21 protein-coding genes are annotated in these 24,527 nt (G+C 60.0%); 8 read left to right on the forward strand and 13 right to left on the reverse strand.

Annotation, left to right across the window (positions count from 1 at the left end):
• The first annotated feature begins 72 nt into the window (after nucleotides 1–72).
• Together AB1E37_RS18815 and AB1E37_RS18820 are read left to right on the forward strand one after the other, a co-directional pair.
• Entirely contained in the window at nucleotides 73–1,500 is a 1,428-nt protein-coding gene (locus AB1E37_RS18815; RefSeq protein WP_004223482.1) for an MFS transporter, read from the forward strand.
• A gap of 70 nt (nucleotides 1,501–1,570) precedes the next feature.
• The gene (locus AB1E37_RS18820; protein ID WP_004191456.1) at nucleotides 1,571–2,815 is read left to right on the forward strand and encodes a mechanosensitive ion channel family protein; all 1,245 of its coding nucleotides are present in this window, start codon (nucleotides 1,571–1,573) and stop codon (nucleotides 2,813–2,815) included.
• A gap of 3 nt (nucleotides 2,816–2,818) precedes the next feature.
• Here AB1E37_RS18820 and AB1E37_RS18825 read toward each other — a convergent pair whose 3' ends face one another.
• Complete coding sequence (locus tag AB1E37_RS18825; protein WP_004176981.1) at nucleotides 2,819–3,799, reverse strand: LacI family DNA-binding transcriptional regulator; 981 nt, start codon at nucleotides 3,797–3,799, stop codon at nucleotides 2,819–2,821.
• A 248-nt stretch (nucleotides 3,800–4,047) separates the two neighbouring features.
• Between AB1E37_RS18825 and AB1E37_RS18830 the strand changes: the two genes are divergently transcribed.
• Nucleotides 4,048–4,464, forward strand: coding sequence for an Exc2 family lipoprotein (locus AB1E37_RS18830; RefSeq protein WP_004223473.1), 417 nt, complete (start codon nucleotides 4,048–4,050; stop codon nucleotides 4,462–4,464).
• 19 nt (nucleotides 4,465–4,483) lie between these two features.
• Here the strand turns inward: AB1E37_RS18830 and AB1E37_RS18835 are convergent, their stop codons facing one another.
• The 7 genes from AB1E37_RS18835 to AB1E37_RS18865 all read right to left on the reverse strand — a co-directional run bounded on the left by AB1E37_RS18835 (nucleotide 4,484) and on the right by AB1E37_RS18865 (nucleotide 14,773).
• Complete coding sequence (locus AB1E37_RS18835) at nucleotides 4,484–5,635, reverse strand: Gfo/Idh/MocA family protein (protein ID WP_032447395.1); 1,152 nt, start codon at nucleotides 5,633–5,635, stop codon at nucleotides 4,484–4,486.
• A 1-nt stretch (nucleotide 5,636) separates the two neighbouring features.
• On the reverse strand, nucleotides 5,637–6,659 hold the full coding sequence (locus AB1E37_RS18840; protein WP_004191458.1) for a sugar phosphate isomerase/epimerase: 1,023 nt from the start codon (nucleotides 6,657–6,659) through the stop codon (nucleotides 5,637–5,639).
• A 16-nt stretch (nucleotides 6,660–6,675) separates the two neighbouring features.
• Nucleotides 6,676–7,881, reverse strand: coding sequence for an MFS transporter (locus tag AB1E37_RS18845; protein ID WP_004198867.1), 1,206 nt, complete (start codon nucleotides 7,879–7,881; stop codon nucleotides 6,676–6,678).
• A 187-nt stretch (nucleotides 7,882–8,068) separates the two neighbouring features.
• The gene (gene pheP, locus AB1E37_RS18850; RefSeq protein WP_004178890.1) at nucleotides 8,069–9,445 is read right to left on the reverse strand and encodes a phenylalanine transporter; all 1,377 of its coding nucleotides are present in this window, start codon (nucleotides 9,443–9,445) and stop codon (nucleotides 8,069–8,071) included.
• A 107-nt stretch (nucleotides 9,446–9,552) separates the two neighbouring features.
• Complete coding sequence (locus tag AB1E37_RS18855) at nucleotides 9,553–11,751, reverse strand: TonB-dependent siderophore receptor (RefSeq protein ID WP_032447394.1); 2,199 nt, start codon at nucleotides 11,749–11,751, stop codon at nucleotides 9,553–9,555.
• Nucleotides 11,752–11,810: 59 nt separating this feature from the next.
• On the reverse strand, nucleotides 11,811–12,893 hold the full coding sequence (locus AB1E37_RS18860) for a YncE family protein (protein ID WP_004147457.1): 1,083 nt from the start codon (nucleotides 12,891–12,893) through the stop codon (nucleotides 11,811–11,813).
• A 395-nt stretch (nucleotides 12,894–13,288) separates the two neighbouring features.
• Nucleotides 13,289–14,773 carry an aldehyde dehydrogenase family protein gene (locus tag AB1E37_RS18865; protein ID WP_004151810.1) on the reverse strand — a complete coding sequence of 495 codons (1,485 nt, stop codon included), beginning with the start codon at nucleotides 14,771–14,773 and terminating at the stop codon, nucleotides 13,289–13,291.
• 158 nt (nucleotides 14,774–14,931) lie between these two features.
• Here AB1E37_RS18865 and AB1E37_RS18870 point away from each other — a divergent pair, with 158 nt between their 5' ends.
• The 4 genes from AB1E37_RS18870 (at nucleotide 14,932) to AB1E37_RS18885 (ending at nucleotide 19,050) form a co-directional block, all read left to right on the forward strand.
• Nucleotides 14,932–16,233, forward strand: a complete 1,302-nt coding sequence (locus tag AB1E37_RS18870; protein ID WP_004176990.1) for an FAD-binding oxidoreductase — start codon at nucleotides 14,932–14,934, stop codon at nucleotides 16,231–16,233.
• A gap of 13 nt (nucleotides 16,234–16,246) precedes the next feature.
• Nucleotides 16,247–16,612 (forward strand): cupin domain-containing protein, encoded by a 366-nt coding sequence (locus AB1E37_RS18875; protein ID WP_002892824.1) that lies wholly within the window; start codon nucleotides 16,247–16,249, stop codon nucleotides 16,610–16,612.
• A gap of 418 nt (nucleotides 16,613–17,030) precedes the next feature.
• On the forward strand, nucleotides 17,031–18,530 hold the full coding sequence (locus tag AB1E37_RS18880; RefSeq protein WP_032447392.1) for an APC family permease: 1,500 nt from the start codon (nucleotides 17,031–17,033) through the stop codon (nucleotides 18,528–18,530).
• Nucleotides 18,508–19,050 (forward strand): DUF3156 family protein, encoded by a 543-nt coding sequence (locus AB1E37_RS18885; RefSeq protein WP_032447391.1) that lies wholly within the window; start codon nucleotides 18,508–18,510, stop codon nucleotides 19,048–19,050. The genes AB1E37_RS18880 and AB1E37_RS18885 overlap by 23 nt, the downstream gene beginning before the upstream one ends.
• A gap of 17 nt (nucleotides 19,051–19,067) precedes the next feature.
• Here the strand turns inward: AB1E37_RS18885 and AB1E37_RS18890 are convergent, their stop codons facing one another.
• The 5 genes from AB1E37_RS18890 to AB1E37_RS18910 form a co-directional block, all read right to left on the reverse strand.
• Nucleotides 19,068–19,430, reverse strand: a complete 363-nt coding sequence (locus AB1E37_RS18890) for a type II toxin-antitoxin system HigA family antitoxin (protein ID WP_004178885.1) — start codon at nucleotides 19,428–19,430, stop codon at nucleotides 19,068–19,070.
• Entirely contained in the window at nucleotides 19,431–19,733 is a 303-nt protein-coding gene (locus AB1E37_RS18895; protein WP_004178884.1) for a type II toxin-antitoxin system HigB family toxin, read from the reverse strand.
• An 83-nt stretch (nucleotides 19,734–19,816) separates the two neighbouring features.
• Entirely contained in the window at nucleotides 19,817–20,932 is a 1,116-nt protein-coding gene (locus AB1E37_RS18900) for a class II histone deacetylase (protein WP_004178883.1), read from the reverse strand.
• 16 nt (nucleotides 20,933–20,948) lie between these two features.
• Nucleotides 20,949–22,112, reverse strand: a complete 1,164-nt coding sequence (locus AB1E37_RS18905; protein WP_117116845.1) for an MFS transporter — start codon at nucleotides 22,110–22,112, stop codon at nucleotides 20,949–20,951.
• A gap of 116 nt (nucleotides 22,113–22,228) precedes the next feature.
• The gene (locus AB1E37_RS18910; RefSeq protein WP_002892774.1) at nucleotides 22,229–22,912 is read right to left on the reverse strand and encodes a LuxR family transcriptional regulator; all 684 of its coding nucleotides are present in this window, start codon (nucleotides 22,910–22,912) and stop codon (nucleotides 22,229–22,231) included.
• 425 nt (nucleotides 22,913–23,337) lie between these two features.
• Between AB1E37_RS18910 and AB1E37_RS18915 the strand changes: the two genes are divergently transcribed.
• Nucleotides 23,338–24,525 (forward strand): anaerobic sulfatase maturase, encoded by a 1,188-nt coding sequence (locus AB1E37_RS18915; RefSeq protein WP_002892766.1) that lies wholly within the window; start codon nucleotides 23,338–23,340, stop codon nucleotides 24,523–24,525.
• Nucleotides 24,526–24,527 lie beyond the last annotated feature (2 nt).

Here is a 24,527-nt window from a genome sequence, read left to right on the forward strand (position 1 = left end):
ACAGGAACTGGTACCCGTTTAATTTATCGGTAATGCTACGTCGGTCTGCTGAATGACGCAATGGAGAATCCCATGAATACGTCTGCTGTTTCACCCGGCCGCGCCGGTCTGTTGCTGCTGCTGAGCGGCCAGATGCTGCCGCTTATTGATACCTCGATCACCAATGTGGCGCTGGACGCCATCACCCACACCCTGGCGGCCAGCGCCACGCAGCTGGAGCTTATCGTCGCGCTGTACGGCGTCGCCTTTGCCGTCTGCCTGGCGATGGGCAGTAAGCTTGGCGATAACTATGGCCGCCGGCGCCTGTTTATGTGGGGCGTCGCCCTCTTTGGCATCGCTTCCCTGCTGTGCGGGATGGCGAACAACATCGGCGCCCTGCTGGCGGCCCGCACCCTGCAGGGCGCCGGGGCGGCGCTGATTGTGCCGCAGATCCTCGCGACCCTGCACGTCACCCTCAAAGGCCCCGCCCACGCCCGGGCCATAAGCCTGTATGGCGGGATCGGCGGGATCGCCTTTATCGTCGGTCAGATGGGCGGCGGCTGGCTGGTGTCGGCGGACATCGCCGGGCTGGGCTGGCGCAACGCCTTTTTTATCAATGTGCCGATCTGCCTGCTGGTGCTGGCTCTGAGCCGCCGCTATGTGCCGGAAACCCGTCGCGAGACGCCGTCGCGGATTGACTGGCAGGGTACGCTGTACCTCGCGCTGATCCTCTGCTGCCTGCTGTTCCCGATGGCCCTCGGTCCGGAGCTGCACTGGCCGCTGTGGCTGCAGCTGATGCTGGTGGCGGTCCTGCCGCTGCTGTTCGCCATGCGTCAGAGCGCCCTGCGCCAGCAGCAGCGTGGCGACCATCCTCTGCTGCCGCCGCGTCTGCTGCAGTTGACCAGCATCCGCTTCGGGATGGCCATCGCCCTGCTGTTTTTCAGCGCCTGGTCCGGCTTTATGTTCTGCATGGCGCTGACCATGCAGGAGGGGCTGGGGATGGCGCCGTGGCAGTCCGGCAATAGCTTTATCGCCCTCGGCGTGGCCTATTTTATTTCGGCGCTGTATGCCCCGCGGCTTATCGCCCGCTACAGCATGGGGCGGATCCTGCTGACCGGTCTGGCGGTGCAGATCGCCGGTCTCCTGCTGCTGTGCGCCACCTTCTCCCGCTTCGGCGTCGCCACCAACGCCCTGACGCTGGTTCCCGCCACGGCGCTGATCGGCTATGGCCAGGCGCTGATCGTCAACAGCTTTTATCGGATTGGTATGCGCGATATCAGCGCCAGCGACGCCGGGGCCGGGAGCGCAATCCTCAGCACCCTGCAGCAGGCGACCCTCGGTCTCGGACCGGCTATCCTTGGTTCGCTGTTCCTGGCGCTGGCCCGTCGCGGCGGCGGAAACTATCCGCAGGCGCTGATTGATTTTCTGCTGGTCGAGGTGGCCATGATGCTGTTGCTGGGGGCGATAGCGCTGTGGCTACGCCATCATCTCAACCGACAGCCGGCGACGGTGGCCTCGTAATACCGGCGGCGGTAATTTGCATAATAGCTATCCAGCGGTCATCATACCCGCTGGATATTCAGGAGACGTTATGCAGGAATTAATATCGCAAATTGCCGCCTTAGGAATCGAAATAACCCCCACCCGCTCGCTGATGATTATCTTCGGCATTATCTTGTTCACCGCCGTGGTCGTGCATCTGATATTGCACAAAGTGGTCCTGCGCGCATTTGAAAAACGGGCGCTGGCCAGCAGCCATCTGTGGCTGCAAATCATCACGCAGAATAAACTCTTTCACCGACTGGCCTTTACCCTGCAGGGGATCATCGTCAATGTGCAGGCGGTGCTGTGGCTGCAAAAAGGCAGCGAGGCCGCGGAAATATTAATCACCGTGGCTCAGCTATGGGTGATGATATATGCCATGCTGTCCTTCTTCTCGCTGCTGGATGTCATTTTAAAGCTGGCGCAGAAATTTCCCGCCGCCTCACAGCTGCCGCTGAAGGGCATATTCCAGGGAATTAAGCTGGTGACGGCGATTATTATCGGCATTCTGATTATTTCGCTACTGATAGGCCAGTCGCCAGCGATCCTGATTAGCGGGCTCGGCGCCATGGCCGCGGTGCTGATGCTGGTGTTTAAAGATCCGATCCTCGGTCTGGTGGCCGGTATCCAGCTCTCTGCCAACGATATGCTCAAGCTTGGCGACTGGCTGGAGATGCCGAAGTACGGCGCCGACGGCGCGGTGATCGATATCGGCCTCACCACGGTCAAGGTGCGCAACTGGGACAATACCATCACCACCATTCCGACCTGGTCGCTGGTCTCTGACTCGTTTAAAAACTGGAGCGGCATGTCGGCCTCCGGCGGCCGCCGCATCAAACGCAGCCTTAACATCGACACCACCAGCATTCATTTTCTTGATGAACAGGAGCAGCAGCGCCTGATCCGGGCGAAGTTACTTAAACCCTATATGGATTCACGCCACGAGGAGATTAGCGCCTGGAACCAGCAGTACGCCGGGGAGCAATCGATCCTCAACGAGCGGCGGATGACCAACGTCGGCACCTTCCGCGCCTATCTGCAGGAGTATTTACGCCATCATCCGCGCATCCGCCAGGATATGACCCTGATGGTGCGCCAGCTGGCGCCGGATGCCAACGGCTTGCCGATCGAGATCTACTGCTTCACCAACACCGTGGTATGGGCGGAATATGAGGGGATCCAGGCGGATATTTTCGACCATGTCTTCGCTGTGGTGGATGAGTTTGGCTTACGCATTCATCAAACGCCCACCGGCAACGATATTCGCGCGCTGACCGGCGCCTTCTCCCGCTGATCCTCAGACGCTGGCGCGGTCTATCACGCGCCAGTCCATCATCACCCGCTCGACGGCAGCGTCGGGATCGTCGATGCGTTTCATCAGTAGAGACACCGCCGTACGGCCGATCGCCCGGGAGGGCTGTTCGACGGTGGTCAGCTGCGGGGAGACCACTTCCGCCAGCTCGGTGCCATCGAAGCCGATCACCGCGATATCCTCCGGCACCCGCAGTCCGGCCTGGGCGATAGCCCGCAGCGCCCCGGCGGCGAGGGAGTCCGAAACGGCAAACACCGCATCGGGCTTCTCGTCTTGCGACAGCAGTTGCTCCATCGCCCGTTTACCGGCCGCCGCGCTAAGATCCTGCGCGTAGGTCACCTGCTGATACGCCAGACCGTGCACGTGCAGCACGCTTTTATAGCCGCGCTCGCGCAGACGGGCATAGCGATAGCTGAGGTCGTGATTAATGAGCGCGATGCGGCGGCGGCCGCTATCGGCCAGTCGGGACACCGCCCCCTGAGCCGCCTCGACGTCGTTAATCCCGACGCAGGAGATGCTGCCGGTGTCGGCATACTCCGCGCACTGCACCCAGGGCGCATCGCCAATCATGGTGGTCAGTTCCGGCAGGCTGGAGAGCGCGTTCATGGTAATAATGCCGTCGACCATTTTGCCGGAGAGCAGCTGCAGGCCCGAGGTCGAGCGGGCCAGATCCGACCCGGAGTTACACAGCAGAATGCGGTAGCCATTCTTCTCCGCCTCTTCTTCTATCCCCTTCACCACCTCGGCGCAAAAGGGGTTAGCGATATTGGAGACCATCACCAGGATCATATTGCTGCGGGCGGTTCGCAGCTGACGCGCCAGCAGGTTCGGCTGATAGTTGCTCTCTTTGATCGCCTGCAGCACGCGCTCACGGTTTTTGGCTTTTACCGTATCGCTGTTGTTCAGCACCCGCGACACCGTGGCCACCGAGACGCCGGCCAGACGAGCAATTTTCTGAATAGACATAAACCCTGCACTTCCTGCGATAGAGGTGGATCCTGCAGGCTATCATAAATGACCTCTGATTGGCCTGCCAGCCTGGCGCGAAAGCGTAGCTCAGCGAGACGGTGTCCCGGAAAACTATTAATAATCAGGGCTTCTCTCCCGCCCCGTTAACGCGCATCCTTTTGCCGTTTCATATTCTCATTAGCGCAGGAGGCGCAACAGACCGCCTGCGCCCCATTTTTTCTTTTATGATTAAGGATGATATCCCCATGAGGCTCTCTACCGCGATTCTCGCCCTCAGCTGTGCCCTGGCAACGATCACCGGCTGCACCTCGTCAAAATCGTCACCGGAACGCCATGCCTACGCCTTCGTCGCCCACCGCTCCGATTTTGTCGGCGGCAATTTCACCGTCAACCGCCAGGAAAATTACCGTTTAAACCTGCCGACCTTTACGGCGATGTATGCCCGCGGACAGCAGGATAAAGCCGCTGGCATGAGCGAAAGCGATGCCCGCCGCACCGCGGACGCCATCAAACAGCAGGCGGCGCAGGGCACCCGCACCGAGCACGCTTTCACCGGCAATGCCAGCGACAAATGGGATAATGCGATGGAAAATAAAGATGCCGTCCTGTTCGGCAACGAGCTCTCCGGTGCCTATCTCGACGGCTATCTTGGGGTGAAATAATCCTGCGCCCCGCCTGCGCTCAGCGTTCGACGCTGACCCAGCGCTGCTGCTGATGGCTTTTGACGATCGCCTCGATGATGTACATCACATCGGCGCCGTCGTCGAAAGCGGCGAAGCGCCGGGCCCCGGCCGCCGGCATCTTCCCGGCGCGCACCGCCTGATAAAAATGTCCCATCATATTCTTAAAAGCGTCCGGCCAGCCCTCAATATGGCCGCCGGGGTAATGGGCGCTGTCAGCGATTTCCGGCCGCAGCAGGCTCGGGTCATCGCTGAGCAGGCGATCCGGCTGCTCGCGGTGGCCGATCCACAGCCGCTGGGGCACTTCCTGATCCCAGGCCAGAGAACAGAGGCTGCCGTTAATCTCCACCGCCAGACGGTTTTTCCGCCCGGCGCTCACCTGAGAGACCATAAAGCTGCCCTTGCTGCCATCGTCAAAACGCAACAGCACCGAGCCAAAGTCCTCGGTATCGACAGGCCGCGTTTCATATGCCTGCGCCTCGTGAACGGCGCTGAAGGTCGCTTTGCCATTGACCGGCGCTTTACGCGTTGGCCAGACGATAGACAGATCCGCCATCACCTCGACAATCCGCCGACCGGTCATAAACTGCACGGTATCGCACCAGTGGGAGCCGATGTCGGCCACCGTCCGCGACGCCCCCCCCTGCGCCGAATCGACCCGCCAGTTGTAGTCGGTCTCCAGCAGCATCCAGTCCTGCAGATAGCTGCCGTGCGCTGCGAAGATTCTGCCGACCTCGCCATGGCGGATCATCGCCGCCGCCTGCTGGACCATAGCGAACTGGCGGTAGACGAAGCTGACGCCATGCACCACGCCGGCCCGGGCGGCAAGCGCCACCAGCTCCCGCGCCTCCTCCGCCGTCATACACAGCGGCTTTTCCGAGAAGATGTGCAGCCCGGCGGCGAGGATCTGCCGGTTAATCTGGGCATGTAGATGGTTCGGCGTACAGTTATGCACCACCTGCAGCCCCGGATGGGCCAGCAGCGCCTCCACGCTGTCGTAGGCATGGGCAATGTTCAACGCCTGCGCCTTGCGCTGCGCCGCCTCAAGGCAGCTGTCGCACAGCGCCACCAACTCGACATCTCCCAGCCGCCGCAGCGCCTCCAGATGCGCCGGGCCAATAAACCCTGCCCCGATAATCGCGACCTGAATCATGTTATTCCCTCCCGCCGGCGGCAAAGTCATCGAAGGCCCGTCCTGCAACGGGAATGATATGGCGGCGGATAAACTCGCTGCCCTCGCGCGCGCCGGTCTCACTATCCTTCAGGCAGCACTCCCACTCCAGCACCGCCCAGCCGGCAAAATCATATTCGGTCAGCTTACTGAACACCCCTTTGAAGTCGATCTGCCCGTCGCCGGGAGAGCGGAAACGCCCGGCCCGCTGCTGCCAGGGCTGGTATCCACCGTAGACGCCATTGCGCCCGTTGCGGCGAAATTCGGCGTCCTTGACGTGAAACGCTTTAATACGCGCATGATAGATATCGATATAGGTCAGGTAGTCCATCTGCTGCAGATGCAGGTGGCTCGGGTCATAGAGCATATTGCAGCGCGGATGGTTATCCACCAGCGTAAGAAAACGCTCAAAGGTCACGCCATCGTGCAGGTCTTCGCCGGGGTGGATCTCATAGCAGACATCGACCCCCTGCTCGTCGAAGAGGTCCAGCAGCGGCCGCCAGCGCCGTGCCAGCTCGGCAAAGGCCTCATCCAGAAGCGGCTGATTGTGCGGCGGCCACGGATAAAAAAAGGGCCATGCCAGCGCCCCGGAAAAGGTCGCGTGCGCCTGCAGCCCCAGGCGGCCGGAGGCTACCGCCGCCTGGCGCACTTTCTCCACCGCCCAGCGCTGGCGCGCCTGCGGATCGCCATGCAGCGCCGCCGGGGCAAAGGCATCAAACGCCGCGTCATACGCTGGATGCACCGCCACCAGCTGTCCTTCAAGGTGAGTGGACAGCTCGCTGATCACCAGCCCATGCTCCGCCAGGATGCCGCTGACCTCGTCGCAGTAGGTCTGGCTCGCCGCCGCCCGCTCGACATCAAAAATCGCCGGGTGGTTGCAGGGGATCTGCAATGCCTTGTACCCCAGGCCGGCGGCCCACTGCGCTATCCCCGCCAGGGTGTTGAACGGCGCCTGCGGCCCGATAAACTGCGCCAGAAAAATGCCCGGTCCCTTAATCGTTTTCATACCCCCTCCTGAAAAATTAGTGCGGCTCTTTCTCGTTGTACTGGAAAGAGAAAAGGAAAATCAGCGCGATAACCGCGGCGGCCACCGCCGGGATCCACCAGAAGGTCACCCAGGCCTGAGGCACGCTCTGGCCGGCCACCAGATGGTTATACAGCGCGCCGGAGATCTGCGAGCCCAGCAGCATGCCGATCCCGTAGGTGAACATCACAATCATGCTCTGCGCCTGGCCTTTTACCTTCTCGCCCGCCACGCGGTCGGTGTAGATAAAGCCAACGACAAAGAAAAAGTCATAGCACACGCCGTGCAGCAAAATGCCCAGATAGAGCAGGAAGCGCCCCTCCTCGCTGACTCCGAGAGCGAAAAAGGCGTAGCGGACGAACCACGCCGCCATGCCGATGAGCAGCATGTATTTCACCCCGAGGCGACGGAACAGCAACGGGATCACCAGCATAAAGACGATCTCTGACATCTGACCGAACGACATCGCGGTGCTGACATCTTTGACGCCGGCATCCGCCAGATACGACGCGGTATAGGCGTAATAGGTGCCTAACGGCACGGAAATTAAGGTGGCGCAGAGGGAGAAAATCAGGAAATGGCGGGTTTTCAGCAGCGCGAAGGCGTCCGCGCACAGCAGGTCGCGAAACTGAACCGGCATGCCTTTGGCCGGCGCCGGGGTGTGCGGCAGCGTCAGGCTGTAGAGCGCCAGCGCGACCGAACAGAGCGCCGCCAGCGTGAAGATGCCGGTGGTATCAGAGATACCGGTCACCCCGATGCAGATCCCGGCGATAATCCAGCCGATGGTGCCGAACACGCGGACCACCGGGAAGGTTTTATCGACATTGGCCAGGCTGTGGAAGGCGATATTGTTGGTCAGCGCCAGGGTCGGCATATAGCACAGCGTATAGCCGAACAGCAGGCCAATCAGCAGGGCGCCGTTCTGCGCCACCAGCGCCTGCGGGACAAACCACAGGATCGCCGCCCCGGCCAGGTGCATCACCGCCATCACCTTCTGCGAGGCGAAAAAGCGATCCACCAGCATCCCCAGCACAAAGGGAGACAAGATGGAGGCGATCGGCCCGGCGGAGAACGCATCGCCGATCAGCAATGACATCTCATAGCGGGTCATCACCAGCCCCAGGGTCACCGACCAGCTGCCCCAGATAAAAAACTGCATAAACATCATTAACGACAGCCGCGGCACCAGAAAACGGTGGCTCACGCGGACACTTTCCCGACCTTCTGTTGTTGTGACCATGTTGCTCGCCCTCAGAAAAGTAATCGATTACAAAACCGCTCAAAACAAAAGTAATCGATTACAAAGAGAAGATCGCCAGGCAAATGCGCCGCCTGCGAAGAGGATCACAATAAAAAGGCAGGCAGCCCCGCCGGACGGCGGGGCATCTCGCTTACGCCGGGCGGCGCAGCAGTTTGAAGGCGATAAACAAGAACAGGATCCACACCGGCAGCAGGATCGCCGACAGACGCATGCCGTCGATAGTGCACATCAGCGCCAGGATCAGCCCAAGGAAAGCAATGCAGAAGTAGTTGCTGGCGGGCGCCAGCAGCGCTTTGAACTTCGATTCGCGCCCTTTGCGGCGCTGGGCGGCGCGGAACTTCAGATGCGCCATACAGATCATGATCCAGTTCAGCAGCAACGTCGCCACCACCAGGGCCATCAGCAGCCCCAGCGCTTCATGCGGCAGCAGGTAGTTCAGCACCACCACCAGCGAAGTGATAATTCCGGAGAGCAGCAGGGAGTTCACCGGCACGCCGCGCTTGCTGACGCGGGCGAGAAATTTCGGCGCATTACCCTGCACCGACAGGCCGAACAGCATCCGGCTGTTGGAGTACACGCCGCTGTTATACACCGACAGCGAGGCCACCAGAATGACGAAGTTCAGCGCGGAGGCCACCAGGTTGCTGTCCAGATTATGGAAAATCATCACAAACGGGCTGCTGTCGGATTTGATCTCCACCCACGGGTAGAGCGCCAGCAGCACCACCAGCGAACCGATATAGAACAGCAGGATACGATAGACCACCTGATTGACCGCTTTGGGAATGCTCTTTTCCGGGTTTTGCGCTTCGGCGGCGGTGATGCCGATAAGCTCCAGCCCGCCGAAGGAGAACATGATCACCGCCAGCGACAGAATAAGTCCGTGCCAGCCGGTGGCGAGGAAGCCGCCGTGTTTCCACAGATTGTCGAACCCGGCTTTGCTGCCGCCGTGGCCGCCGAACAGCATCCACAGGCCGAAGGCAATCATGCCGATAATCGCCAGCACCTTGATCAGCGCGAACCAGAACTCCGCTTCGCCATACAAGCGTACGTTGACCAGGTTGACGGCGTTAATAATGATGAAGAAAGCCGCCGCCCAAACCCAGGTGGGCACGTCGGGAAGCCAGTACTGCATATAGATCCCGGCGGCGGTCAGCTCCGCCATCCCTACCAGCACGAACATCACCCAGTAGTTCCAGCCGGAGAGAAAGCCGGCGAACGGCCCCCAGTATTTATAGGCAAAGTGGGCAAAGGAACCGGATACTGGCTCTTCCACCACCATTTCGCCCAGCTGACGCATGATCAGAAAAGCGACAATCCCGGCCACGGCGTAACCCAGTAAGACCGCCGGGCCGGCCATTTGAATCGCGGGACCAATGCCGAGAAACAGGCCGGTGCCAATCGCGCCGCCAAGGGCGATAAGTTGAATATGTCGGTTCTGTAAACCGCGATGAAGCGTCGGGCCGCTCTCTTCTACGGCATCCGACGACGTTGACGCGTCTTTCACGTCGTTCCCCTGTGTGTTTTTGCGAAGGGGCACCTTTTATCACTTAGGGGGGATTGTCGCAAGTTGCGTGGGGCGAGCGTCAGCCGCCCGCCCCGCTTTTTTTAGCGTCAGAAGTCGTAGCTCATTGAGACGCGGACGGTACGCGGATCGCCTTCGAACAGGTAAGTACCGGTATCGTCAATGCCGGACCAGTACTTCTCGTTGGTCACGTTGGTCACCCCGATGCGCCAGGTCATTTCGTTCTGGTCGGCGTTCAGGCGCATACGATAGCGCAGGCCTAAATCCAGGGTGGTGTAGCTATCCAGCTTCTTGGTGTTGGCCGCATCGGCATACTGCGAGCCGCTATGATTGACACGCGCTGTCGCGGTCAGGCCTTCCACCGGCTTAATATCATACTCGGCGCCGAGCACCGCGTAGAAATTAGCCACCCCGATGGCATCTTTACCATCGGTTGCGCCTTTAGCGGTTTTAGTCTGTTTGGCATCCAGCCACACCGTACTGGCGTTAAGACGCAGCCCCAGCATCGGCTCGCCGAAGACATTCATCTCTACGCCGCGGTTACGCTGCTCGCCGTCGAGGCCATAATTGCCAGCAGTATCGGAAATGGCGTTCGGTTTTTTGATTTCAAACAGCGCCAGCGATCCTCCGATCGTACCGTAGTCGATCTTGACGCCCACTTCGTCCTGCTTCGAGTGCGCGATCCCGGTACTCTGCCCGGCATTGGCCGCCGTCGTCGGCGCCACAGAGCCCGGCTGCAGCGCTTCGGTATGGTTAGCATACAGCGACAGCTGCTCCCACGGCTTGTACACCAGGCCAAACGTCGGCATCCAGCGGCTTTGGGTATAACGCGAAGAGGTATCTTCCAGCCCGGTGGCGTTGCTGTAGTTGCGCACAACCACTTTCTGATGACGAGCAGCGGCGGTAAACAGCACTTTATCGTTAAAGAAGCCGAGGGTATCACTCAGCAGCCAGCCCTGCGTACGGCTGCGCGAGGTGACCAGCGGATCGTGGTAGTTGCCGCCAAAATAGGCGTTATCCGGCATCGCCACATCATGGTTGTCATAGATATTAGTGGTCGGGTTCCTGGCCGACATCCGCCAGGCGGTCGCATCGGTATGCACCTGCGCCGCATAGCCGAGGTTCACCTTATGCGAAATCGCGCCGGTATTGAAATCGCCGCGTACCCCGCCCATGCCGCTGATCGCGTCGATAATGCGGTTAGTATCCAGGCGGCCCACCGTCGCATCGCCGTTTTTATTCAGAAGCTTCGGCGCGCTGTAGGTACCAATTTCATGCGAATGCTGGCCGCCGAGGGCGCTGTATACCGTCCAGCTATCGGTCAGGTCATATTCTGCCTTCGCCATGCCGAACTCGCTTTCAATATCGCTATAGCCCCACTTCTGGCTGTAGTTTTTGCTGTTGTCCGGCAGCGCCGGAACGAAATCCACGCCGCTGATATTGACGCCCATCGTACCACCGTGGAACGTTTTCTTCTGATAGCCGAAATCGAGCGAGGAGCGGAAACGGTCGCCGCGGTAATCAAGCCCCAGCGAAGCCAGCGTGGTACGGCGTTTATCATTATCGATAGCGCCTTCACCCTCGCGGTGCACCAGGTTGACCCGGGCGCCGAACTGGTTGTTGTCGCCGAAACGGCGCCCCAGGTCGAGGGTGCCGCCCACCTGAGAATCAGAGGTATAGTCGACGCCAACGCGTGCGGTCGGCAGATCTTCCGCCCGCTTCGGCTCGAGGTTAATCATCCCGCCGACGCCGCTGCTGGCCGCGCCGTTAAGCAGGCTGTTAGCCCCTTTGAAAATTTCAACGCGCTCCAGCATCTGGGTGTCCATCACCTGACGCGGCACCACGCCCGCCAGGCCGCCCATCGTCATGTCATCGCCATCGAGCTTAAACCCGCGGATTCGATAGGTCTCGGCGAAGTTGCCGTAGCCCTGTACGGCCTGCACGCCAGCGTCGTTACTGACGACATCGGCGATAGTTTTCGCCTGCTGATCCTGAATCAGCTTCGAGGTATAGCCGATGACGTTAAACGGGACGTCCATCGCTTTTTGTTCGCCAAGCATCCCCAGACGGCCGCCGTGGGCGATCTGGCCATCGAGGAATGCCGGAACCACCAGGTCGCCGCCGGATTTAAAATCGCTGGTTTCGTTAGCCTCGACGATGAGGGTCTCTTCGCCAGGCTGCTTCGCGGCGGCAGCGTCCGCGGCCATCACCGTTTGACTGGCGGCGCCGATGGCTAAGGCCAGCAGCGTTTTACGCAGCGGGAAGGATGAATAGTGCGTGGTGTGCATAATTTGCCCCATGGATGAGGATAAATGAATCAAAGGGCCCGTCGCCGGACCCGTTATTTTTATTGCGCGTTCAGGTCGATACGTACGACGCTGTCCGGGCCTTTAGTGGAGTGGTCTTTATTGAAGGGCTGTTTGACGGTGACAAACAGCGTCTGACCATCGGCGGAAAGCAGCAGGCTGTTGGGATTGGCCGGCAGCGCCCAGCTTTTCTTCAGCGTGTAGCGGCTGGCGTCAAGGCTGATGACCTTGCCGGATTCACGCTGTGAAATATAAATTTCGTGGCGTTTCTTATTGAACTGCACCGCCAGCGAATCGCCGACGTCGAGCTGTTTAAGCAGCTTGCCGCTGTGGATATCCAGCACCAGAGTGGTTTTCGCTTTCGAGTTGTCGGTCACGAACAGACGGCCGGTGTCGCTATCTTCGGCCATATTAAGCAGCAGCGCCGGCTTGTCGCCCAGCGGCTTCCAGCGCTGTTCAATGCGTTGGTTACGCGGGTTGATCACCAGAATTTCACCGCTGCCGTTAGCGGCGTACACGCGACCGGTTTGCGCGGAGTAGTGCAGGCCGGTCATCCATTTACCGGTATTTTTAATCCGCGTTTTCAGCTTCAGGGTAGTGGCGTCAACCACCCAGATTTGCGCCGGGTCGGCGACCGCGCCAACGTAGAGAGTATTATTCAGCAACAGCAGCTGACGGGCCCCATAAGGGCGACCTTTTTCATTGCGCTCGCTGAACAGCAGGCGGTTTTTTACCTTGCCGGTGGCGGTGTCGATAGCGCTGATGCCGCCGTCCAGCGAATTGCTGACATACAGCGTTTTACCCTCCGCAGAGAGCTGTAAAGCGAAGTTTTTCAGATCGGTATGCGTCAGGCCGATGGTATTGAGGGTGTGCGGATCCAGTGTGTAAACCGCCCCGCCCTGTACATTTTTAAAGCCTTCAGCGCTGGCGACGTACAGCGCATCACCCTGCGGGCTTAACGCCATCTCGTACAGCCCTTCCGCTAGCTGGCGCTGCAGCGGTTGCGCCACGTTAGGGACTGGCGAGTCGACAACCGGTTGGGAAACGGCAGAGGAATGAGGCGTCGCGCAGCCGCTTAACGCCGCGCTGATGGCCAGCGTCAACGCCGGAAGTGTGTATTTCATTGGATCAACCCTATAAAAAATCAATGACCCGATGGACGCGCAGCGGCCGATATTGTGTGTTTCCAGCCTGCTGTCTTTACGTCACCCTACGCCTTCGCGACTCTTAGTGAACGACTCACTGGCGCAGCTCGAACCTTGCCAAAATTACGAATGAAAAAGAGAATGAGAACTATACTCATTATCTAATGTCAAACAAGTCCTGGCGGGCAAAAAAGATAATCTGCTGATTTTTTTTACGGCAATGGCGGATTACGAGGGGAAGAAAGGATCCGTGACGGGAAAAGCGTCCCGGAAGCGATGCCGTGCACCGCCCGGGTTGCAGGCCAGAAGGCACACAATGTGTTGCCTATCTGGCGCAAAGCGACACATGACAGCGCTATGTCGCTGAACGGCGATTAATAGCGCACCATCACCGACTTCAGCTCCGTATAATCATCGATAAACGCGCTGCCGAATTCGCGCCCGATGCCCGAGCCCTTCATACCGCCGAACGGTACCGCCGGGTCGAGGAAGGTATGCATATTGACCCATACGATGCCGGCCTCAATCGCCTCCGAGTAGCGTAGCGCCTGACGAATATTATCCGACCAGACGCTGGCCGCCAGGCCATACGGCGAAGCATTAATTCGTGCCAGCGCCTCTTCTTCACTGCGATAGCCGATAAAACTGCACACCGGACCGAAGGTCTCCTCGCGCATCAGGGTGCTCTCTTCGCTGCGCACTTTGACCGCGGTCGGCTGCAGGAAATAGCCCTCCCCCGGCAGCGCTTCGCCGCCGCAGACGATGGTATCGCCCTCGTCGCGGGCGGTCTGAATGAGCCGCAAAACTTTGTCATACTGCTGGCGGTTGGCCAGCGGCCCCATCAGCGTCCGTTCATCCAGCGGCGACCCCGGCGCAAAAGCGCTGAGCTTGTCTTTCAGCAGCGCCAGTACCGCATCCAGTTTTCCCTGCGGCAGATAAAAACGTTCCGCAGCGGCGCAAATCTGCCCCTGGTTCAGGTAGCCAGCTTCAATAATGCCGTTGACCATCGCCTCCGGCGTCAGGTCATCGAGGAACAGCGCGGCGTTTTTCCCCCCCAGCTCAAGGGTCACCCGTTTACCTGACGCACTGGCCGACTGCTGGACTTTTTCACCGGTGGCCACCGAGCCGGTGAAGCTCACCTTGGCGCAGGCCGGATGCGTAATCAGCCGCTGGGCAATCTCGCCGCCGGCGCCGTTGACCACGTTAATCACCCCATCCGGGATACCCACCGCTTTTGCCAGCTCCGCCACGCGCAGCAGCGTCAGCGGCGTATATTCGCTCGGCTTGAGGACGATGGTGCAGCCGCAGACCAGGGCCGCCGCCAGCTTCCAGATGGCAATCATGATGGAGAAGTTCCACGGCACGATGCCAACCACCACCCCAAGCGGCTGGCGGCGGGTAAAGGCGGTATATTTCTCCCCGGCCATCGATGGCAGCGAGACATCCAGCGTTTCACCGGTGACTTTCCCCGCCCAGCCGGCGAAGTAGCGCAGGAACGCCACCGACTGGTCCAGCTCGAGCATCCGCGCCAGCGTGATAGTTTTGCCGGAACAGAGACTTTCCAGCTGCGCCAGCGCTTCGCGATGCTCTGCCAGCGTGTCCGCCAGCTTCAGCAGCAGCGCGCCGCGCGCCAGCGTCGGCATCTCGCGCCACTGACTAAACGCCTGGCGGGCGCTCTCCATAGCGCGATCCGCCTGGTCACTATCCGCCGCGGTGACCTCGGCAATCGCCCGCCCGGTCGCCGGGTTGATCACCGCGAACGGCGCGCCGCGGCCCGCCTCACGTTGACCGGCAATAAACTGCCCGTGCGGCTGGCGTAAGAAGGCGGTCACTTCCGCCAGTAAGGTTATCTCGCTCATCGTCAGCACCCGTTTTTCAGCAAAGTTAACCCATCACAGCACGGCTTCCCGCCGCAGCCTATCGTTCTAAAGAACGTCATTCTTCCGGACGATATTCAACGCCCGCGCGGCGTGCTGTGATGAGGGTCTTGAGCCAGGCAAGACCACAGGGTAACGCGATGAACATCAAGATCGATGCGCTGAACTACTACGGCGCGACGAAGAAATATCACCTCCATTTCCCGGCGCTACGGGAAGATATTGAAGCCGATGTGGTAATTATCGGCGGCGGCTTCTCTGGCATTAACACCGCCCTTGAGCTGGCGGAACAGGGGATCACCAACGTGGTGGTGCTGGAGGCGCGCCATCTCGGCTACGGCGGCACCGGGCGCAACGGCGGCCAGGTGATGGCCGGTATCGGCCACGATATCGAAGCGGTAAAAAAGCACGTCGGCAAAGAGGGGCTGGAGACGCTGTTTAAAATCGCCAACCTCGGCGCGGGCATCATTCGCGAACGCATCCGCAAATATAACATCGACGCCGATTTCGTGCCCGGCTACGGCTATCTCGCCTATAACCAGCGACAGCTTAAAACGCTGCGCCAGTGGGAGAAGGAGTTTAAAGCCGCTACCCCGGATGAAGAGATCGAACTGTATACCGGAAAAGAGGTGCAGCAGGTGGTGGGCTCCGAGGTCTACTGCGGCGCGCTGAAACATATGGGCGGCGGCCAGATCCATTCACTCAATATGCTGCTCGGTTCGGCGCAGGCCGCCCATTCGCTGGGGGTGAAGATTTTCGAATCCTCGCCGGTGGTGGAAGTGAATTACGGCAAACAGGTGCGGGTACGCACCGCGATGGGCAGCGTCAAAGCCGCCAAACTGCTGTGGGCCTGCGACAGCTTCCTCAACAATATGGAGCCGGAGATCTACAACAAGACGCTGGTCACTTACTCCTACCAGGTGTCGACCGAGCCGCTCTCCGATGAACTGATCGAACGCATCAGCCCGCTGCGCGGCGCCTTCAGCGATATTCGCCCGGTAATTAACTACTACCGCGTCACCCGGGAAAACCGCCTGCTGTTCGGCAGCGCCACCCGCTTTGTGGAGTATACGCCGAACGATTTCGCCGCCTGGAACCGCACCTTGCTGGCGGAGGTCTTCCCCTATCTCAGGGATGTGAAGATCGATTTTGCGTGGGGCGGGCCGATGGCCTGTAGCGCCAACCTGTTCCCGCAGATCGGCACCTTACGCGACCATAACAACGTCTTTTACGTCCAGGGGTACTCCGGCTTCGGCGTCACCCCGTCGCACATCGTGTGCAAAATCCTCGCCGAAGGGATCAACGGCGGTTCCGACCGCTATCGTCTGCTAAGCAGCATTCCTCACGCGACCATCCACGGCCGTGACAGCCTGCGTCTGTTATTAGTCACGGCCGGAAAACTGATGCATCAAACCGCCGGTTTCTGGAAAGGCCGGAGTTAACCAGGAGAACGCTATGCACGCTTTTAAACTTAAACACCCGGTACCTGATCTGCAGCCGATCGGCAGCGTCAGCCTGCTCGGCGCGACGCCGACCGCCGGCGACCCGCAGGTAGCGGGCGCGATGATCTACGGCGAGCCGCAGGATGCCTTTACCTGCGGACTGTTTTCGTCCACTGAGGGGAGCTTTACCATGACCTATCCGTTTACCGAGCACGCCACCGTGCTGGAGGGCGAAGTGGAGCTGACCGTCGCCGGCGGCGAGCCGCAGCGCTTTGCGCCGGGCGACAGCTGGTTTGTTAAACAGGGCACCGAAGTGGAGTGGAAAATTCTGACGCCGCGCTTTGTGAAGCACTACCTGGCGAACGTCGAGACCCGCTAACAAACTGATAATGCCCGGCGGCGCTGCGCTTGCACGGGCCTGGGGGACTCTCGTGGCGCAGGGAGCGCACAGGGGAGGCCCCGGTAAGCGGCGCCACCGGGGGTTTTGAGGCCGCCAACACCGGCAGTTTCAGTCAGCATGGTGAATAAATTAAAGGCAGGCCGCACGGACCGTAGGCCGGATAAGGCGCAGCCGCCATCCGGCAGAAACAGGCGCAACGTGGCAAGACGGATGGCCCCGGTTTTCGGGGTCATATTGTTTATCCGCCGCGACATTCATCGACTGCGTCACAGAATCATGCGCCGCCCTCCACCTTCCGGACGATATTCGTTGAGCAGGATGCCCGCCTAAATTATGACTATCCGGGAGTGGCGCTGGCTATTCCCTGCCCTACCCCATTATTGTGCAGAGGTTGACTATGTTTAGTAACAGACTCGCCAGCCATCTTGAGCGCGGCGTCGTCGGCTTCCCGACCACCCTCGCCAGCTCCGTCGGGCTGATCATGGCCAGCCCGGTGATCCTGACGGTCACCAGCGGCTTCGGCATGGGCGGCGATACCTTCGCGCTGGCGGTACTGCTGGCCTTTATTATGATGCAGGCGCAGGTCACCACCTTTGCCGAGGCGGCGACGCTCATTCCCACCACCGGTTCGGTGTACGACTATATCTCCTGCGGCATGGGCCGCTTCTTCGCTATCACCGGCGCGCTGTGCGCCTACTTGATCGTCCATATCTTCGCCGGGACGGCGGAGACGATCCTGGCGGGCATTATGGCGCTGGTGAACTTCGAGTCGATTAACGCCCAGATGGCCGCTCACCAGAATACCTGGATGGTGGGCGTCGGCATGGTGGTGATTTTCGGCTTGCTCAACGCCATCGGCGTGGAAATCTTCGGCAAGGTCGAAGTGGTGCTGACCTTCGGCATGTGGACCACGCTGACCATTTTCGGCCTGTGCGGCATTTTTATGGCGCCGGTGACTCATCTTTCCGGCTGGTTCGGCACGCCGCTGAACGTTAGCGATATCAACGGCCTGTTCGGCTATATCGGCATGGCGATGTTTATGTTCGTCGGTTGCGAACTGGTGACGCCGATGGCGCCGGAGATCAAACAGGCCCACCGCACCATACCGCGGGCGATGGCGCTGGGCCTGCTGGGGGTCGCCAGCTGCATGTTTATCTACGGCGCGGCGATCAACCGCCAGGTGGAGAATACCGTGCTCGACGCGGCCAACAACGTCCATCTGCTGGATACACCGATGGCGATCCCGGCCTTCGCCGAACGGGTGATGGGCCACGCCGGCCAGTACTGGCTGGGGGTCGGGCTACTGTTGGCCGGCTGCGCCACCATCAATACGCTGATGGCCGCCGTGCCGCGTATTATCTACGGCATGGCGCTGGACGGCGCGCTGCCCCGTTTCCTGACCTGGCTGCATCCGCGCTTTAAGACGCCGGTGATCGCCATTGCCATCGGGGTGGCGATCCCCTGCCTGCACGCCTGGTATCTGAACGGCGATCTGGACCGCATCGTGCCGCTGATCCTCGCCGCGGTCTGCGCCTGGGGCGTCGCCTATCTGCTGGTTACTCTGTCGGTGGTGATGCTGCGCATTCGCCGCCCGGACCTGCCGCGCGCCTACCGCTCGCCGTGGTTCCCGCTGCCGCAGATTATCTCCAGCGTCGGGATCATCATCGCTATCGTCAATATCACGCCGCCCGGGATGGACAGCCGCCAGGTGCTGGTGCCGTTCGGCATAATGCTCGGCCTGACCGCCGCTTACGCCCTGTTCTGGACGGTGTGCGTGCAGCGCGTCAATCCGTTCAAGCCGCAGGTAGTGGAAGAGGTGGTGGAGCGCGCCATCAACAATTATGAAAAACAGACCCGCGGGGAGATGACGCCAGATGTCCTCCGTCCCCTGGTTTGAAACGCCGTTAATGAACGCGGTGCAGCGCGATCTGGCGGGCTGGCCCAGCGAAAAGCTGAGCGAACGCAGCGCGCTGCTGCGCTTGAACGACGCCACCGCCGTCACCTTCAGCGTGCGTCAGAAGCGGCTGTTTATGGCCAGCATTCACAGCTGCGAGTTTGTCGTCGAGGGGCCGGTGACCCGGCCCGTGCGCGGTAACATTCGCGCCCATCAATCCGGCTGGTGGAAACGCCAGCCGATCCGCTTTATCGGCGGCAAAGACAGCGCGGAACTCGCTTGCTATCTCAACGGTTTTCCTAATCTCCAGCAGACCTTAAGCGAGCTGGATTACCGCCGCTTTTCGCTGACCTTTGATAGTAGCGGCTGGCGCTGCAGCATTGAACCCTGGGCCGCCAGCGAAGTGGTCTGTAAAATGCCGCCGCTGCGCCGTTATCTGCGGCTGGAAGCGCAGCAGCGGATGCTGCTGCTCAGCGTGCTGGCGATGTTTAATCAGGCAGTAAGGCAGTGGATGCATGAGTGAGCCGGATGCCCGCGCCATCACGCGCCGATCAGACTCTCCAGAGGAATGCCGAACTGTGCGTGAAGCCGGCGAATCATCGGGAGCGTCAGGTTGCGCGTACCATTGAGAATTTCATACACGCGATTCGATTTACCAATCGCCGGCTCCAGATCTTTGACGGTCAGCCCCTGCTGCTCCATGCGAAACTTGATCGCCTCTATCGGCGTCGGCGGCTCGATGGGATAGTGCTTTTTTTCATATTCAGCAATCAGCAGGCACATCACCTCAAAAAAATCCCCTTCCGGCGTGTCCGGCGCAGGTTCATTATCAAAAAAAGGTTCAACCGCGCGTAACGCGGCCTCGTAATCTTGTTCAGTGCGGATAGGCTTCACATTCATCATTTACTTCCTCTCTATCGTCTCAGCGTTTATCTCGTCATATTCCTTATGCGAACCGATAAACTTAACGAACACCCACCCCCGCAGATAAGCAACGGCTACGATTAACCGGTAATCATTTCCTTTAATGTTGAATACCACCCGCTTATTTTTCAGAATACTTGCGCTGCGGTATTGGTCCTTTATCTCCGCCGGGGTTTTCCAGTCTGCTTTTGTCGCTTCGTCTACCCAGGCCTTTAGCGGTTGTTCAGCGTCGGGATTCTCCGCCCAGAAGTCCCTTAAGGTTTTCACTGAGATTATCTTCATGGGCAGAGACTAGTCCCATTTCGGGACTAAGTAAAGTAAAAGTCCCATATTGGGACTTTAGGGATCAACGTGAGCGTGAGCGACTATTGCAGGCCAAACTGCTGCGCCAGCCGATCGATGGCCTGGCGCTGAAACTGCGCGAACGTGGCGCGCGGCTGCTGCTGTTGAATAAATTCCAGCAGCGGATCCTGGACCTCGGTGCGGATGCCGCTCAGGGCTTCCATCACCGCCAGGCCGCAGAACGGCACGTAGGATTCGGCGTAGCCGCCCTCGTGCACCATCACCAGTTTCCCGCCGCACAGGCGATCCGCCGCCTGCTGGACCTGTTCGGTCATCGCCCGGAAGCTATCGCTGTGCAGCTGCATCCGCGCTAATGGATCCATGGCGTTGGCATCATAGCCGCAGGCGATAATAATCAGCTCCGGCTCAAAACGCGCCAGCGCCGGAATAACGATAGTTTCCAGCGCATAGCGCCAGCTGTCATCCCCCGCCCCGGCCAACAGCGGAATATTGATGTTGTAACCTTCGCCCGCGCCCACGCCGCGATCGTCCTCGCCGGCGTAGCCCGGCGGGAAGCAGCCGTCCTGATGCAAGGAGATAGTCAGTACGTCGTCGCGCTGCAGGTAGATATGCTGGGTGCCGTTACCGTGGTGAACATCCCAGTCAATGATCGCCACCTTGCCCAGCCCCAGCTGCGCTTTCGCTCGCTCGACGGCAATGGGAATATTGGCGAGGAAACAAAATCCCATCGACTGGTCCGGCAGGCAGTGGTGTCCGGGCGGGCGCGACAGCGAATAGGCGTTATCCAGCTCCCCCTTCAGCACCGCTTCCACCGCCGCACAGGCCAGCCCGGCGGAAAGACAGGCAATTTCATAACTGCCCGGCCCCAGCGGCGCCTCTTTGCCGAGCATGCCGCCGCCATTATCGCTTATCGCCTTGAAGCGCTCCAGATAGCTGTCGGGGTGGATCCGCCGCAGGTCCTCAAGGCTCGCCGGCGCCGCGCTGCGCAGCGCCAGCTGCGGCGTCAGCCCGGAGACATCCATCAGGTTTTTCATCCGCCGTTTGGTCTCTGGCGATTCAGCATGACCGCCGCCGGCGGGCGGCTGTACCCAACCGCCCACCGGCAGCGTCACCGCGTGCAGGCCGGTACTATGCCAGAAACAACGTTCATCAAAAAAGAAACCGGTTTTTCTTTTCACTCTATCCTCCCGTGGGCTAAGCCTTCCCGGCGGCGGATGCCGCCACAATTAAAATCAGTGACAGCAGCGCGCAGACGCCTGCCGCCGCCAGCAGCGGGTCGGCGCTGGCGAAGTGTTGCAGTAAGGCCCCCGCAAGCGCCGGGCCAGCCGCCATGCCGCCGCCGATCACCAGATTGATGCTGTTCATTAGCCGACCGCTGTTATCGAGCCCGGCCACGCGGGCGAGAATAAAGGGCAGCACGAAGGTCCAGGTGAACTTAAACAGCAGCGCCGCGATGGCGTAACGCACCAGCAGCGGCTGGCCGATCAGCAGCCCAACGCTGACGATCAACAGGCCGTAGCCCAGCCACACCGGTAAACGATCGGCCCGCCGGGTGCCGTGCAGGGCCGCGCCGCAGGCGCCGATAATGCCGCAAACCGTCGCCGCCGCCAGCACCAGACCGACCTGCGTCGGGCTCAGCCCCGCCGCGCTGCCGATGGTGCCGATAAAGGTCCACACGGCGCTAAGGCTGATATAGAAAGTGAGCACCGCCAGCGCCTGACGCCACAGCGCCGTCGACGGCTGCTGGCGGGAGACTGAAAGCGGTTGAAAGCGCGGAGGGAAAGCGGATACCAGCGGCAAACAGCAGAGCATGATGGCGGCGAGGATCAGATACACCACCTTCAGGCCAAAGGTCGCGAACAGGCCGGGCAGCGCCAGCAGGCCAAGCATCCCTAACAGCAGTTGCCCGAGCACCCAGAAGGCGTAGACCCGCGACGGGTTCGGCGTTCCGGCCGCGCAGCTGATGCACAAAATCATCAACGTGCCGCCCGCCAGCGAGGCGATAAAGCGCGCCGCCAGCAGCGTCTCGTACTGGGTGACCACCGCCGAGGCGAGGTTGGCGGTCAGAAACACCACCCCGGCCATCAGAGCGACCCGCCGCCAGTCGAGGCGGCTCATCCACCACCACGCCGGGAGCGTCGCCAGACTCATCGCCCCCAGCTCCGCTGAGAACAGCCAGCCGATCTGCCCGGGTTTTAGCTGCCATTCGCTGGCCAGCTGCTCCGCCACCGCCGGCGCGGTCATCAGAATACCCGGCGCAATAGCGGCAAAAATCACGATCGCCGCCAGCAAACGCAGGGACACCACCAGCCCGGCGGGCCGGGAAAGCGCATTATCAGTGAGAGGTGTACTCGACATCGTAGGGCGTGCTCCGGTCAAAAAAGCCTCCCCCGGAGGATCCTCCTGGGAGTGATACCCACAGGCATCAGGAAAACGCCGTGCTGCCACGGCGCGCGCGGGATGCGAAAGTCAGATCACAGATGCAGCGTACGCTGAGCGGCCGGCATCCAGGTTCGGGAAACCAGTTCGGTACGATTGACCACTTCGGTCTTGGCGAAAATATTGCGCAGGTGCGTTTTTACCGTCGAGAGCGAGATATCCAGCTGGCGGGCAATCAGCTTATTGCTGGCGCCTTCGCGCACCATGCCGACGATTTCCCGCTCTTTCGCCGTCAGGATGGCGGGCAGATCATCTTCTTCCTGCAGGCAGTCGCGAATGGCCAGCTCTACCAGCGGCAGCACCGCCTGGGCCCGCTGGCGCTCTTCGCTGGAGAAAGGCACGTCGCGCATCAGCGAGATACCGGCGACGATCCGCCGCTCGCGGCGGATAAAGATCTCGGTCATGTCGCGCACGTTATTCGGCAACATAAATTCATGATAGTAATGCCGGTTGCGGTCGCAGAGCCGCGGCGTCATCGCCGCCACGGTGGTGTTCTGGTGGCTAAAGTGCGACGGCAGAAGCGGATCCAGCGGCTGGAAGTTTTCCAGATATTGTTGGTGCGTATTATCGGAAATATTATGCAATATATAGTTTTCGGGTTTTAAACGATTATTTACTCGATAAAACACCGCTGAAGTTAGTGGAATTAACTGGGAAATAGTCTGTAAACAACGGGCTATTATCGCATCATTACGGCTGGCTTTTAACAAAGCAGACATGATAGGGCCTCCCCGTCGAGATGATGGTACATGACACATGGATGACTACTGATAACTGAAGCATACATTTCACATTTAAGTAACACAATCATTAACATATTAACAATGTGATAGCCGTTACAAAATTTTCAGCAATACATTGTTATATAAAGCATTTAAAAAACACCCCGGCCATGCTTTACGATAGCGGCGTTAAAACATAAACAAATAAGATTAACACCCGGCGTACCTGCCCCTGGTGATAAAAAAACCCTATTCCCGACGCGTGATTCTCATCCTAAAGAACGATGGATTTTTGTTTTTTTTCACTTATACCCTTATCAGGATGCAATTAATTTTCGCCGCGGCTTAATCATGTGATTACGCCTGACCCGCTGTTGCCAAAATAATATCAACAGTACCGGTCATTAACCGAGGATAAGCCGATGCTGAATATCGCCGCCCTGCGCCAGCAGCAAATTCCGCTGGCCGCTGAGCCGCGCTCGCCGGTGCCGTTTCATATTCTGATGAAGCCGATTGGCCCCGCCTGCAATCTCGCCTGCCGCTATTGCTATTACCCGCAGGACGAAACGCCGGTCAACAAGATGGATGACGCGCGGCTGGAGCAGTTTATCCGCCGCTATATTGCCGCCCAGCCCGCCGGCGCGCGGGAAATCAACTTTGTCTGGCAGGGGGGCGAGCCGCTGCTGGCCGGCCTGAGCTTCTACAAAAAAGCGCTCGCCCTGCAGGCGCGCTATGCCCCCGACGGCGTGACTATCAGCAACAGCCTGCAGACCAACGGGACGCTGATCAACGACCCATGGTGCCGACTGTTCCGCGAACATGGCTTTATTATCGGGTTGAGCCTCGAAGGCAACGAAGCGCTGCAGGACTACCATCGTCCGGATAAACGCGGCCGGTCGACCTGGTCGGCGGCGCTGCGCGGCATTGACCTGCTCCATCAGCATCAGGTGGACTTTAATCTGCTGGTGGTGGTGCATAACGAGATGGCGGCCCACGCGGCGGCGATTTATGACCGGCTGGTCAGCCTCGGCGCGCGCTATCTGCAGTTTCAGCCGCTGATGAGCGAAGGCGCGGCCCTGCGCGAAGGATACCAGCTCAGCGCCGATAACTGGGGACGTTTTATGGTCGGCATCTGGCGACAGTGGCGGAAGCGCTGCGATAGGGGGCGGGTGTTCGTTATCAATATCGAACAGGCGTGGGCGCAGTATTTCACTCATACCAGCGGCAGCTGCGTGCACAGCGCCCGCTGCGGCAGCAACCTGGTGATGGAGCCCGACGGACAGCTCTACGCCTGCGACCACCTGATCAACGCCGAACATCGGCTGGGCCGCCTCGATGAGCAGACGCTCGCCGCCGCGGTCGACGCCTCGGTGCAACTGCCGTTCGGTCAGCAGAAAAGTCTGCGCCGCGAATGCCAGACTTGCTCGGTAAAAATGGTCTGCCAGGGCGGCTGCCCGGCGCATCTCAACGCCGCAGGCAACAACCGCCTCTGCGGCGGCTACTACCGCTTCTTTAGCGACATCCTCGCGCCAGTACGCCCCTTTTCCCGCGACCTGAATGGCCTGAAGGCCTGGCGGGCCGCGTTTGTTGGGACTGCGCATACTGCGTAGCG

Source organism: Klebsiella sp. Shm-1 (genome assembly GCF_040804525.1).
Lineage (GTDB): Bacteria > Pseudomonadota > Gammaproteobacteria > Enterobacterales > Enterobacteriaceae > Klebsiella > Klebsiella pneumoniae.